We start from the raw sequence: 12669 nt of genomic DNA on the forward strand, positions 1-12669 counted from the left end.
AGTTAAATATAACTGGCCACCCATACGCTTTTCCCATGAGCAGCGCTACCAGCGTTTTGGAACGCGACGTCACGGCCCCTCGGGAATGCAACGCCGAGAGCCACATGCACGAGATCCACCGCAACAACGGCAACGCGCTTCTGCATTTCCTGCGCGGTCTGGTGTCGCCGGGCGCCTCGCACACCGCGGAGGATCTGGTGCAGGAGACGATGCTCCGGGCCTGGCGCAGCCTCGACGCCGTACCGGTCGAGCCTGAGTCGCAACGACGCTGGCTGTTCACGGTGGCCCGACGTCTGGCCATCGATGCCTACCGCAAGCGCCAGGCCCGCCCGGTCGAGGTCAGCCTGGTCGACACCGAGCCGGCGGGGTCGGGCAGCGGGGCCGCGGAGACCGTGATCGCCAAGCTCACCCTGCGCCACGCCATCAGTGACCTGAGCGTCGCGCACCGGTCCGTCCTGGTGGAGCTGTACATCGACGGCCGCAGCCTCGACGAGGTGGCGAGCCGGCTCGGCATCCCGGTCGGCACGGTCAAATCACGGGCGCACTACGCCATGCAGAGTCTGCGCGATGCGCTGGTCAACGGCTGACCACAGCCGGGCCGGCGTCGGAGAATCCGAGGTGAGCGAACGATGGAGCGAGACATCTGCCGGCTGCTGGGGGACCTCGCCGGCCGCCTTCCGGACGACTTCCGGACCGAATTGGGTCACCGGCTGGCCGACGGCCACGTCATCGAGGTGGCGCACGCCATTGTGTTCGCCGCCGTCGCGTCGCCGGCGGCCCTGAGCGAGGCTGAGGCCGGGCTGCTGATCAGCACGCTGGCCGACGCCGGCGAGGACACGGGCCTGGCCCGGGCCGTCCGCCCCGCTGAGCCCGCCCGGGCCGGATGACTCAGTCGGCCGAACCCGGGGCCGGGTCGAGGTCGAAGGCCTCGTCGAGACTGAGCCAGTTGTCCCGGGCGGCCGTGGCCGCCGCCTCCGCGTCACCGGTCTCGCAGAGCGTGATGATGCGGTCATGCAAAGCCACGGAATCACGCCCGCGCCATGACGAGAATCGCAGCCTCTCCATTCGGCGCAGAACTGGCGTGAATTGCTCGAGCACCGCGCGCAGGGCCGGATTGGCGGAGGCGATGACGGCGACGCCGTGGAATTCGTCGTCCGACGCGATCGCGGCATTGACGTCATCGCGTTCGAGCGCCTCGGCGAAACGTTCGTTGGCCGCCCGCATGGCCGCGATCTCGACGGATGAGAACTGCGGCACGGCCTCGCGGACGGCGAGTTCGTGCATCGCCGCCGTGACCGTCTGGGCGGCGCGCGCGGCCCGTGCGTCAATCGGGCTGACCATCGTGTACCGGCCTGGTTTGGTGTGTACCAGACCGGCTTCCTCGAGCCGGGTCAGCGCCTCGCGCACCGGGGTACGACTCACCCCCAGCCACTGGGCCAGTTCCGCGTCGTTCAGGCGCTCGCCCGGGGCCAGAGTCCCGTCGACGATCGCGTCCCGGATCGACCGGTAGGCGTTCTCACGCAGTAAGGACCGCGGGATCACGCCCGTGTGCTCAGGAACTGGCATGCAATATATTCCACACCGCTTGTGGGATGCCGTCAAATGGGCCTCGCCATGCACCCGACGTGTCGCGTTTCACGCCGCTTCCTCTGAGCGAGGGCGTCCGCCGCACGTCGCATGGGGTGAGGGCCACCGGCGATCCGGCTGCACAGAGACGCGGAGCAAGATGACCGACGAAGAAGAGTCCGAACAGCGATTCGCCGACGCGGTCGCGGCCGCCCAGGTGATCGAGCTGTGGTCGACCGGCGCGCAAGCACTCAGTCTGCTCGCCGCGGCCCACGAATGGGGTTGGATCCGGTTCCTGGCCACGCCCCGCGAGCTCGACCGGCTGGCCGACTTCACCGGGCACTCTCCCGAGCGGATCGTCGTCGCCGTGGACGCGTTGCAGGCTCACGGGGTCGTCCGCCGCGATGGTACGGCGGTAAGCCTGACCCCCACCTTCGCGACGCTGGCGGCCGACGACGCCTGGCTCACCCTGAGCGACGTGCTGGACAGCGCCGACCTGGCCCGCCGCCTCGTCCGGGGCGCCGTCCAGGGCGCGACGGCTCCCCTGACGGGGCCCGACGCCCTGATCGCCGCCCGGACAGCCGGCGGCCGGCCCACCCCGGTCACCTCGGCCCTGGTCGAGCGGCTGCTCCAGGATCTCCCCGAGTGGCACGAGACCCTGCCGCGCGGATGCCTGCTCGATGTGGGCTGCGGCGTCGCCACCACCACGCTGACTCTCGCTCACCTGTTTCCCCGCCTCCGCGCCACCGCGGTCGAAGTCGTGCCCGAGGTCGCGGTCGAGGCGAGACGCCGCGCCAGCCGGCTCCAGGTCGCCGACCGGGTCGAGGTGCGATGCCTGGACGCCCGGGACCTCACCGGCGACGCCGCGTTCGACAGCGCCTGCTGGGCTCAGTCGTTCTTCCCGGAGCCGGTGCGCGCGGCGACCCTGGCTGTGATCCGGCGCGCCCTGCGGCCGGGTGGGTGGCTGGTCCTGGAGGAGGAGGACGCCGACCGGCAGGACCTGGACCAGCGTTCCGGCACGCTCCGGCGGCTCGTCCGGGAGCAGGAGCACCCCGCGCTCAACCGCAGCGCGGAAGAACTGGCCGCCGAGGCCGAGGCCGCCGGCTTCACACTGCACCGGGTGGCCTCGACCCGTTTCGGTCGTTTCGTGCTACTGCGCCGGCCGGTGTGAGGTGCAGGAACCCGGAGGGGCGGACTTCGTGCTGAGCGAGAAGCGCGGCACGCCGGACGCTCCCGAGGCGGTCGGCGACGAGCTGTACCGCCAGCGGACTTACGAACTCGGCATCGCGGAGGACGACGTCTACGTCGCCACCGGATCACGGAATGCCCCGCAGGCCCACGGCTCCGCGGCCGAGATGCTCGACAGCGCGGCCGGCCGAGGCCCCGGTGTTGAGACATTGGCGGCGCCAGGGTTCGTGCTGACGGCCCTGCGCCACTTCCAAGACGCGCTCACCTGATCGACCCTGGAGACGATTGCCGTGACCGACGCATCCCCTGCCCGGCCCAACCGGCCGGCCGATGATCGCGACGTGCCGTCCGGCGGCATCGCGGCCGACGGACCGTACGGTTCCCCCCAGGAAGCCTGGCAATTCACACCCGAACTGCCCGACGCCGAGGGCACAGTCGCGGTGATGCTCGATCTCAGCGGCGAACCGGACCAACTCGACGAGATCGACGGGGCCGCCGTCGCGGCCGTCACGCAGATCCCCGGCGCGAGCGCGCTGTGGCGGGCCTGGCGGTGGGATGCCCCCGATCGGCCGTCGCCCGAGCCCGTGCGCATATATCTGCTGCTCACCGACGATGCCGACGACCGGGCGGCGGACCAGGCCCGGGCCGCTCTGGCCGCGGCCGGAGTCACCGACCCCCAGGTCGAGGTGATCCACGACAGCACGGCGCTGCCGACGTACCAGCGGCAGGCGCTCGGCCGGTCGGCGCTGCTGTGGACGGTCAGCGGGGCCGCGCCGGTGACCGTGGCCCGCGTCTTCGACTCCTACCACCACGCCGCCGGCGGTTCGTTCGCCGCCGACCGCCTGACCCTGGCCGGCGACGAACTGGAGCAGGTGGCGCACTACCTCGAGAGCGGATCCGTGCTGCTCGCGACGGAGGCCCTCGACCACGATCCGTTCGACGAGCAGCTGGGCCCGATCGTGCCGGTCACCGTGCGCACCGACGGGCGCTGGGTCTGGAACGACGCGGTCGTCTATTTTCTGCGCACCTACGCGATCAGCCCCGATCCCGAGCTGCTGAAGCACATCCGCACGCGGCAGTACCGGACGACCGCACCCGGCCTGGCCGCTGAGCACCGGGCTCTGGCCGCACTGATGCGCCCCTGAGAACGAAGTGACCGGGGCCTCCCCGGTTGAACTGAATCTCCGGCAGAGCCACGCGTCTACTCGTAATAGGTCCACACTCGACTGTCACGGGAGATGACATGACCGAAGGACACATTGGCCGGCGCCGGCTCCTGAAGATGTTCGGGTTGAGTGCCGGCGCCACCACCGCGGCTGTCCTGGCCGCCGATCCTGTCCTGGCGGCGACGCTCGGCTACGACGAGGTCCACGGCGTGACGCCGGAGACCTACCGCCCGCCGACCGGTCTGGCCCGGGCGAGCACGGCCAAGGCCACCGCTCTGTCCTGGATCGACGCCAACCAGAAGACGCTGACCGGGCTGAGTGATCGCATCTGGCGGCATGCCGAGCTCTCCCTGCGGGAGTGGAACTCGTCCCGGGTGCTGGCCGACCTGCTACGCGCGAACGGGTTCAGCGTTCAGTGGGGTTCGGCCGGGTTCCCCGCCGCCTTCGTGGCCACCGCCGGCTCCGGTGGACCCGTGGTCGGCTTCAACGCCGAGTACGACGCCCTACCCGGCCTGTCGCAGAAGGCCGGCGTTTCCCACCACGGGCCCGCGGGATCCAGAACTCACTCGGTAAGCCCGAGGTGGGCATGCCCACGGACCTCGTCCCGCTCACGCCCCCCGCGGCCGGATACACCGGCGGGCTGTCGACCGACACCGCCGACGTCAGCTGGCAGGCGCCGACCGCGGTGCTGCTGGCGGCGGCCTTCCCGCCCGGTCTGCCCAATCACAACTGGGGCTTCACCTCGACCGCGGCCAGCACCATCGGCCACCAGGCACTGCTGTCCGCGGCGCGCTACCTGGCCGCGTCCGCTGTCGACCTCGTCGAGCAGCCGGCCCGGCTCGAGGCGATGAGACAGGAATTCGTGCAGCGCAAGGCCGGGGTCAGGTGGACCAGCATGATTCCGGACGACTTGCAGCCGCCACTGTATGAGCCGCCCGCCGGCTTCCTGGCCGCGACCGGGCAGAAGTGGCCCCCGTCCGGCGTCACCTGGCCGGTGCCTCCGGTCGTGTCCGAGGAACGCCTGGGTACGACCGGACCAGCCATGCCGCCGGTGACCTGATCGCCGGCCGGCCGTACGGGGATCCGGAGCCACCTCGGACCGATGAAGGGCCGACACACCAACCGGCTCGGGCCAGGATCGATGCGTCGACCTCACTGATGTCGACGCGGTGGTGACGCGATGGTTCAGCCCGCGGGCCGCCGGACAGCGTGGGCCGGCTCACAACCGGTCCACGCCTCGCGGGGTGGGTCAGATGACGCCGGCCCGCACCGCGTAGGCCACGACATGCGATCGGTTACGTAGCTGGTACCGGTCCATGACGCCGTAGATGATCGTCTTGACGGTGCGGACGGAGTAGCGCATCTTCTCCGCGATCTCGTTGGTGTCCAGGCCGTCGGCCATCAGCCGCAGCACCTCGACCTCCCGCGCGGTCAGCCCGGACAGCGTGAGACCGTTGGGCTGCAGGACCTCCCGCTGCATCCGGCGGAAATGATGCAGCAGCTCGCCCATCAGGCGAGCGGGCATCACCCCGCCGCCGTCGGCGGCGGCCAGCACGCTGTGCACGAGACGCTCGCGTCCGACTGCCGCGCGCGGGATGATGGCGGCCACGCGGTTCTCGACCAGCACCATCAGCTGCGACTCGTCGATCTCGGAGACGACCAGCACGACCGGGCGGTCGACGGTCGCCGTGAAGTGACGCAGCATCGAGATGATGCCGAAGGTGAGGCGGTCCGTCTCCACCAGCAGCACGTCCGGAACCTCGGCGACATCGTCGGTGAGCACGGTGATGTCCGGGTGCTGCCTGAGGTAGCTCGACAGCCCTTCGGCCGCGAGCGCGTCGGCCGTCCGCACCTGCACGCGCACCATCGCCACGGCCAGTCTCCTTGTCTCTGCCCAGGTTTCTCCTCTCCCACCGACGCAGCCGGGCGGCCGGGGTTCAGCTTCTCCCCCGATCATGTGCGCTCCCCTGCGGGGCGGAACGGCGCGGTCCCGGTGATCTGAGCTGATCACCGGGACCGCTTCTTCCTCGCCCCCGTCAGGCGGCGATTCCCCGCTTCAGCGCGCCCGCGATGCGGACCACGCGCTCGGCCTGGTGGCGGGCCGCGTTGCGGGTGTCCTCGCTGATCGAGCCCAGGTCCGGCCCGAATTCGGCGTGGTGGGAGGTGCCGTACGGGTTGCCGTCGACGAACTTGACCGGGTCGGTGTACCCCGGCGGCACGATGATGCCGCCGAAGTGGATGAAGCTGTTGTTCATGGCGAGCAACGTGGACTCGTGCCCGCCGTGCCGGGTGCCGGTCGACGTGAATCCGCTGTAGACCTTGTCGGCCAGCGCACCCGACATCCACAGCGGGGACAGGGTGTCGAGGAATTGCTTGAGCTGCGCGGCCAGGTTGCCGAAACGGGTGGGCGAGCCGAAGATCAGAGCGTCGGCCCAGGCGACGTCGTCGAGCGTCGGGGCTGGGACGCCGGCGGTGTTCGTGTGGTGGGCCGCCCAGATCGGGTTCGCGTCGATGGCCGCCTGGGGCGCCAGCTCGGCCGCCTTACGGACCCGGACCTCGGCGCCGGCGTTCTGGGCCGCCTTCGACATCTCGTCGACGATCGCCGTCCCGGTGCCGGTCGAGGAGTAGTAGATGATGGCGAGCTTGACGGGGTCGGACATGGCTGATGTTCCTCTCAGAGTCTTTGGTGATAGGTCACCTATAAAGATAGATGATGCATCACCTATCTGGCCGGAGGACCGACCAGTGGTCGTCCTCACTCCTGCTCGACGCATCCGGCGGCTCGGAGTTCACCCCCGTTGCCGCAGATTTGGGCGGAGCGGCCCGAATACCTCCGGTCCGCCCCGCCCCGCCGGCATCACCAGGCGACGACGCCCTGACGGGCCGGCTGCAGCGTTCCGACTTGAAGAGACGCCATGGTGATGGCAGTCGCCTCGGGAGCCGGGAAACCGGACAGGACTGCTACCGGACCATCAGTGCCGGCCTGCAGGTTGAAGCGGAGGGTGTTGCCGACGCCACACGTGACCGAGCCCTTGTCGCAGGGACGCCACTTGATGCCCTCGAACGCGGATCCACCCGGCCGCAGCAGCGCGGGCACCGAGCGGCCGGGCTGGTCGACGTTCCGGGTGGGCACGTCGACCACCTCGTCGGCCGGATTGACCAGTGAGATGGCGGCGCGGCCCTCGACCCGGCAGGTGAACGTGGACCGGTTCGTCAAGGTGATCAGCCCGCGGGCCTGTCCGTCCGACTGGTCCGGCTGCAGGGTCACCACGACCGACATGTCGTCGTTGGCGCAGGCGCGTACGGCCGCGGGCGACGACCAAGCGGGCGACGCGGGTTGCGACGCGGTCAGGGCCGGCCGCTCGCTGGTGGATGCGCTCGGCGCATGCTCGCCGGCCACGCAGCCCTGCATCATGACAATGCCTGCCAAGGCGGTCACGACGCCGGTCGCTCGCTTGATCGTCGGTGCCACGGGATCAGACCGCTTCCACGCCGTACTTCTGGAACAGCCCGAGGATGCGGTCGTCGAAACGCTCGGGCCCCCAGTTGTCGACCTGCACACCCGGCGTGGGTTCGTCCCCGCCCTCGAGGAAGAGGCCCTCGGCGCCGGCCGGCGTATAGATGAACAGCAGCCGGGTAGTGTGCAGGCCGACGTTCTTGAACCGGTGCTTGACCATCCGCGGGATGTGGACGATGTCGCCGGTCACCGCGGTGAAGGTCTCCTCGCCGTTGAGGAACTCGAGCTCACCCGAGAGCAGATAGAAGGTTTCGTCCTGCTCGGCGTGGGTGTGCGGCACCGGGCCCCCGCCCGGCGGCACGCTGGCCTCCACGATCCCGACGGAACCCGCGGTCTGGGCCGACTGCAGGCGAACGGTGTAGACGTCGCCGGAGAACCATTTGGTGACGCCGTCGCCGGCCGGCACGTAGAGCCCGCCGCCACGGGCGTCCCGGGCCTCGATCGTGCCTTCAGGGATCGTGAGACTCACAGCACTCCTCAAGTCATGACTACGGATGATCGATAGGAGGACGGTGGCGCTACCGTGGGGCGCGGCGAACCACCGTCCTACCTACCTGACGCAGAGTTCGCCCCGAGGTTCACGCAGTCCGGCCATCTGACGGGCTTCGAGGGCACACACGGCGAGGGCACGGACCGTCCCGGGTCCGGCCGCACGCCGCGCAGTCCAGGCAGCGGGCGCCCGGGCGACGAACGTCACGACCGCTTACGCCCACTTCTTCGAGATCACGCCTGACTGCCCGCAGGTGCCGCCGGCCAGCCCTTACCAAACGCCGGGCGCTGAACAACAGCGTCGACTTGCTCAACGGCGTCATCAAGCAGCAGGCTCACCTCACCGGGACCGCCGCGGTCACTCGTCGAAGGGCTCGTCCCGCAGATTGTCGAGTACCGTCTCCGACATCGCAGCCAGGGTGTCCAACTGGTCGGGTGTGAGGACGTCGAAGAACAACCGCCGCACGTGAAGCACATGCAACGGGAGCGCCTGATCGATCACGGCCCGACCCTCGGCCGTCAGCGCGATATTGGTGCCGCGGGCGTCGTCGGCTGCAGCCTGCCGCTCGACCAAACCGCGTCGGACCATGCGCGAGATCTGGTGAATGATCCGGGTTTTCTCCCACCGGAGCGTGTCGATCAGCTCGAACACCCGCATCGGCCGGTCCGGGGTGAGGCGCAGAACGCTGAGGATCGAGAAGTCGGCCAGCGAGATCCCGGCCTCCCCCACCAAGTGGCGGTTCATGTGGCGCCGTATGTCCTCCTGCATGATCAGGAAGCCACGCCAGGCCCGCAGCTCGCGCTCGTTCAGCCTCTCCGGTCTGCTCACCCGTTCATGCTAGTCAGCCGGCAGTAAGCCGCTCGAGGGAATGCCGGGCCAGCTCGGCTCGCCACCGGCGATGAACCACAGCCTCGTCATCGGCGTATGGGGAGCGGCCGGGTCAGACGGACCCGCTGTGCACAACCGGAAATGATGGGATCAGAGGAGCTGACGATGTTCGGAATGTTCAAACGCCGCCGCGACAGCCGCCTTCAGAGCGGCCGCATGCACGTCGTGACCCCGCAGGCGCCCGCCGTCTCCTCCCAATCACTCATCCGGGACGCGCTGGACGAGATCGACCGGCACCTGCCCGATGGCGGGCCGGCCCGAGACGCGCTCCTGGACGTGCGGTTGAAGCTCAGTCCACCGGCCAGCTCCGCTCCGAGCGACCGGGCCGACCACGCCGAGTGCGCCACTTTCCGTCTCCTCGGTCTCCTGCTGCCCGACAGCTACCCGACCGTCCCGCCGGGCGAGCCCGACCGGCTGCTCCGTCAGCGTCCGCCGGCGTGAACTTCGGCCTTCTTCCCCCGTCTGCTACCGGAGCAGGCCGAGATCCGGGGAGCGCGCATGATGACCAGTTCCGATCCATTGACGCAGCCGGTATGGGCCTCGCTCACCAGCGGGCACGCCACTCTGGCTGAGGTGTGCGGGCTGGCCGCGGGGTATCCGACCGAGGTCGCCGACCTGCACGCTGTGGCGGACCCGCTCGACCGCCGGGCGTGGGCCGACCTGGCCGTGCTGGCCGGCCCGGCCACGGCGATCACCGTCCCAGGCGGGCCGGATCTGCCGGGCCGGGGCTGGACCGTGCATCGGCGCCGCTCCGCCATCCAGCTCACCGGGCCGCGGATCCGTGTCTGCGCCGACCCGCGCGTGGTTACGCTGACCAACGACGATCTGGCCGACATGCACGCACTGGCGCAGCGGGCCGGCACCAAACGGCTGTGGACCCGCTGCCTCGCCCTCGGACACCATCTGGGGGTGCGCCGCCGCGGCCGGCTCATCGCCATGGCCGGTGAGCGGTTGAGGCCGACGGGGTGGGCCGAGATCAGCGCCGTCCACGTCGATCCCGCCTTCGCCGGCCGCGGGTGGGAGGCCGGGATCGTGGCGGCGCTGGCTCACGCCATCGAGCAGCGTGGTGAACGGCCCTTCCTGCACGTCCTGGCGTCCGACGCCGTTCGCGTCCGCCGCTTCGGGGCTCTGGGTTTCACCGACCGGCGCCCGATCACCTTCCACTCCTACCGGAGGGTCACCTCGCGCCGCCTATGACGACGCCGGCGCCAGCACGAAGTCGTAGTGCGTGACCAGGAAGGGTCGGTCCATGATCGTCCCGTCCGGGCCCGGTCCGGGCTGGTACTCGACGAACGGGGTCACCAACGCGTCCTTCACCCCGAACACCACATCCGAGTCCAGATGGTCGGTGCCCGCCGGGAACAGATGGGTGACCAGTCTGCGGTAGCCGGGCTGGTCGACCAGGAAGTGGATGTGCGCCGGACGGTACGGGCTGATCCCGGTCCGGCTGATCAGCTCGCCGACCGGTCCGTCCATCGGGATGGTGTAACCCAGCGGGGCGATCGTGCGGACGCAGTACTTCCCGTCCGCTCCGGCCCGGTACTGGGCGCGCAGCCGGGCCTCGTCGATATCGGCCAGCTGTGACTCGTACGCCCCGTCGACGTCGGCCTGCCACACGTCCAGCACGGCCGACGGCACCGGTCGGCCGTAGAGGTCGGTCACCCGTCCGACGATGAACAGCGGGGTGCCGGAAAGCCCCTCCGACATGTCGAACCCGGATTCGACCACCGGCGATCCGTCGATGTGGAACGGTCCCAGCACGGTCGCCGGAGTGGCCCGCTCGTCGGACTTCTGGTCGAGCTGCACCACCAGGGAGCTGAGCCCCAGCACGTCGGAGGCAAGGATGAACTCCTGGCGCTTGTCGTCGCTGATCCGCCCGGTGCGGGTCAGCCAGTCCATCGCGGTCATCCACTCGTCGGTGGTGAGGTCGACCTCGCGCGCGAAGGCGTGCAAATGCCTTACCAGCCCGGTCATCAGCTCTGCCATGCGGGGCGGGTGAGCAGTGCCCCAGCGCCGGACAGCTTCCTCGGTGAGGCTCTCGCCGGAGTCGGTCATGGTGGATCCCCTCGTGCAGTGCCGGTTGCTTCGTACGCGACAACGGGCCCCTCCCGGCCAGGTTCAGATAAGCCCGCCCCCCGAGGTGAACCCCACACCGGCCGGTCCGTCGTAGAAGCGTCAGCACTGCGCACCGAAAGGACCGAGATGAATGGCAGCCGCACGCCGTCCGACCATGGCCTGGTGGCCGGCCGCTACCGGCTGCTCGATCTGCTCGGGCAGGGCGGCATGGGACGGGTGTGGGAGGCGCACGACGAGCTGCTCGGCCGGGCCGTCGCCGTCAAGGAGGTAGCGCCCGAGGGGTTGAGCCCGGCCGAACTGGGCGACCTGTACGAACGGGCGATCCGCGAGGCTCGGGCCATCGCGCAGATCGACCATCCGCACGTGGTGCGGATCTTCGATGTGGTCGAACATCATGGCAACCCCTGGATCGTCATGGAGCTGGTGCGGGCCCGCTCGCTGTACGACGAGGTGAAGTGGGAGGGCCCGCTCGACCCGGCGCGGGCCGCCCGGATGGGCCTCGACCTGGTGAGCGCATTGCAGGCCGCTCACCGGGTCGGCGTTCTGCATCGTGACGTCAAACCGGCCAACGTGCTGCTCGGCCGGGACGGCCGGACCGTGCTGACCGACTTCGGGCTGGCCACCTCGGTCGGCGACTCGACGATGACCAGGACCGGCGTGATGATCGGGTCACCTTCGTACCTGGCTCCCGAGCGCGCCCTCGACGAACCCGCATCGGCGGCGTCCGACCTGTGGTCGCTGGGAGCGACGCTCTACACCGCCGTCGAGGGCCGGCCACCGTACGTCCGATCGTCGCCCATGGCCACGCTGGCCGCGCTGACGGTCGACCTGCCCACCGCGCCGAAGCAGGCCGGCCTGTTGGAGCCTGTCCTGGAAGCCCTGCTCGAGAAGGACCCGGCCGCGCGGGCCACCGCGGACGAGGCGACCGAGTTGCTCCGTTACGTGCTGTCCCGCCCCGCGCCGCTGGTGACCCCGCCGCCGGTCACCGAGGCGCCGGTCACTCCGACACCGGCCGAACCGCCCCGGCCCGACCGGCGCCGACGCGGCCCGGTCGTGGTCCTGCTGGCCGTGGCGACGGCCGTCGCCGTGACGACCGTGGCCGCATTGTTGGTCGGCCGGAACCCGCCGGAGACGGCCGTCCAGTTCGCCGTGAGCGCGGACCCGGTGGACCGCCAGGAGACCCTCGAACCGATGCCGGCGGTGGGACCGACGGCACCGGCATCGGCCACCCCCAGCCGCACACCGAGTCCGTCCCCGTCGCGCCCCGCTTCGCCGACCCGGACGCAGGCCCCGAGCAACAGCGCTCCCGCCGCGGGCCCCACCGTCAGCAAGAGCCCGAGCCCGGCGCCGATCCGGCTGACCTTCGAGGCCGAGTCGTACACCGACAACAACGGGACCGTGGACTCCTTCCCTTCGACCGCCAGTGGTGGCCGGGTGGTGGGGCACACCGACAATGGGGACTTCGTCGGCTATCGCAACCGATCGCTGGCCCGTGTGCGTCAGGTCCAGCTGCGCTACACCGCGGGCAGCGGTGACACGGTCATCGAACTGCGTGGCGACTCCGCGACGGGCATCTTGCTGGCGACCGTCACGCTCGGCGGTACAGCAGACGTCAACACCTACGCGACCGCCACGACCACGCTGGACCGGAGCACATCGGGCCCGCTGTTCATCGTCTTCCGCGGCCCCCGGGCCTCGGACATCGACACCATCACGTACCGCTCATAACCGGGCGATCCCTCGCCGCTGACCGGTCCCGGTGCCGGCCCGGCCGGGCC

At 70.3% G+C, this 12669-nt stretch carries 16 protein-coding genes; 9 read left to right on the top strand and 7 right to left on the bottom strand.

What is annotated here, in order from left to right:
- Nucleotides 1-35 precede the first annotated feature (35 nt).
- Both C8E87_RS03315 and C8E87_RS03320 read left to right on the top strand, forming a co-directional pair.
- Complete coding sequence (locus C8E87_RS03315; protein WP_133871713.1) at nucleotides 36-587, top strand: sigma-70 family RNA polymerase sigma factor; 552 nt, start codon at nucleotides 36-38, stop codon at nucleotides 585-587.
- Between the two features lie 42 nt (nucleotides 588-629).
- On the top strand, nucleotides 630-887 hold the full coding sequence (locus tag C8E87_RS03320; RefSeq protein ID WP_133871714.1) for a hypothetical protein: 258 nt from the start codon (nucleotides 630-632) through the stop codon (nucleotides 885-887).
- Nucleotide 888: 1 nt separating this feature from the next.
- Here the strand turns inward: C8E87_RS03320 and C8E87_RS03325 are convergent, their stop codons facing one another.
- Nucleotides 889-1602 (bottom strand): GntR family transcriptional regulator, encoded by a 714-nt coding sequence (locus C8E87_RS03325; RefSeq protein ID WP_239080615.1) that lies wholly within the window; start codon nucleotides 1600-1602, stop codon nucleotides 889-891.
- A gap of 124 nt (nucleotides 1603-1726) precedes the next feature.
- Here C8E87_RS03325 and C8E87_RS03330 point away from each other — a divergent pair, with 124 nt between their 5' ends.
- From C8E87_RS03330 to C8E87_RS44485, 4 genes are all read left to right on the top strand, one after another.
- Nucleotides 1727-2737, top strand: coding sequence for an SAM-dependent methyltransferase (locus tag C8E87_RS03330; RefSeq protein ID WP_133871715.1), 1011 nt, complete (start codon nucleotides 1727-1729; stop codon nucleotides 2735-2737).
- A gap of 1 nt (nucleotide 2738) precedes the next feature.
- Nucleotides 2739-3023 (top strand): hypothetical protein, encoded by a 285-nt coding sequence (locus C8E87_RS03335; RefSeq protein WP_133871716.1) that lies wholly within the window; start codon nucleotides 2739-2741, stop codon nucleotides 3021-3023.
- Nucleotides 3024-3044: 21 nt separating this feature from the next.
- Nucleotides 3045-3899, top strand: a complete 855-nt coding sequence (locus C8E87_RS03340; protein WP_133871717.1) for a hypothetical protein — start codon at nucleotides 3045-3047, stop codon at nucleotides 3897-3899.
- Nucleotides 3900-4506: 607 nt separating this feature from the next.
- Nucleotides 4507-4980, top strand: coding sequence for a hypothetical protein (locus tag C8E87_RS44485; protein ID WP_203720943.1), 474 nt, complete (start codon nucleotides 4507-4509; stop codon nucleotides 4978-4980).
- Between the two features lie 189 nt (nucleotides 4981-5169).
- Here C8E87_RS44485 and C8E87_RS03350 read toward each other — a convergent pair whose 3' ends face one another.
- The 5 genes from C8E87_RS03350 to C8E87_RS03370 form a co-directional block, all read right to left on the bottom strand.
- Nucleotides 5170-5793: a helix-turn-helix transcriptional regulator gene (locus tag C8E87_RS03350; protein ID WP_203720942.1), complete on the bottom strand. Its 624-nt coding sequence runs from the start codon at nucleotides 5791-5793 to the stop codon at nucleotides 5170-5172.
- A 163-nt stretch (nucleotides 5794-5956) separates the two neighbouring features.
- On the bottom strand, nucleotides 5957-6580 hold the full coding sequence (gene wrbA, locus C8E87_RS03355) for an NAD(P)H:quinone oxidoreductase (protein WP_133871718.1): 624 nt from the start codon (nucleotides 6578-6580) through the stop codon (nucleotides 5957-5959).
- A 197-nt stretch (nucleotides 6581-6777) separates the two neighbouring features.
- Nucleotides 6778-7392 (bottom strand): DUF4232 domain-containing protein, encoded by a 615-nt coding sequence (locus C8E87_RS03360; protein ID WP_133871719.1) that lies wholly within the window; start codon nucleotides 7390-7392, stop codon nucleotides 6778-6780.
- Nucleotides 7393-7396: 4 nt separating this feature from the next.
- Nucleotides 7397-7906, bottom strand: a complete 510-nt coding sequence (locus tag C8E87_RS03365) for a cupin domain-containing protein (RefSeq protein ID WP_133871720.1) — start codon at nucleotides 7904-7906, stop codon at nucleotides 7397-7399.
- A 378-nt stretch (nucleotides 7907-8284) separates the two neighbouring features.
- Complete coding sequence (locus C8E87_RS03370) at nucleotides 8285-8755, bottom strand: MarR family winged helix-turn-helix transcriptional regulator (RefSeq protein ID WP_203720941.1); 471 nt, start codon at nucleotides 8753-8755, stop codon at nucleotides 8285-8287.
- Between the two features lie 165 nt (nucleotides 8756-8920).
- On the opposite strand from C8E87_RS03370, the gene C8E87_RS03375 reads away from it, so the two are divergent.
- Both C8E87_RS03375 and C8E87_RS03380 read left to right on the top strand, forming a co-directional pair.
- Nucleotides 8921-9256, top strand: coding sequence for a hypothetical protein (locus tag C8E87_RS03375; RefSeq protein WP_133871721.1), 336 nt, complete (start codon nucleotides 8921-8923; stop codon nucleotides 9254-9256).
- 57 nt (nucleotides 9257-9313) lie between these two features.
- Nucleotides 9314-10012: a GNAT family N-acetyltransferase gene (locus C8E87_RS03380; RefSeq protein WP_133871722.1), complete on the top strand. Its 699-nt coding sequence runs from the start codon at nucleotides 9314-9316 to the stop codon at nucleotides 10010-10012.
- Here the strand turns inward: C8E87_RS03380 and C8E87_RS03385 are convergent.
- The gene (locus C8E87_RS03385) at nucleotides 10007-10870 is read right to left on the bottom strand and encodes a dioxygenase family protein (protein ID WP_133871723.1); all 864 of its coding nucleotides are present in this window, start codon (nucleotides 10868-10870) and stop codon (nucleotides 10007-10009) included. The genes C8E87_RS03380 and C8E87_RS03385 overlap by 6 nt on opposite strands.
- A gap of 147 nt (nucleotides 10871-11017) precedes the next feature.
- Between C8E87_RS03385 and C8E87_RS03390 the strand changes: the two genes are divergently transcribed.
- Nucleotides 11018-12619 (top strand): protein kinase domain-containing protein, encoded by a 1602-nt coding sequence (locus tag C8E87_RS03390; RefSeq protein ID WP_133871724.1) that lies wholly within the window; start codon nucleotides 11018-11020, stop codon nucleotides 12617-12619.
- Nucleotides 12620-12669: the final 50 nt, after the last annotated feature.

Source organism: Paractinoplanes brasiliensis, assembly GCF_004362215.1.
Lineage (GTDB): Bacteria > Actinomycetota > Actinomycetes > Mycobacteriales > Micromonosporaceae > Actinoplanes > Actinoplanes brasiliensis.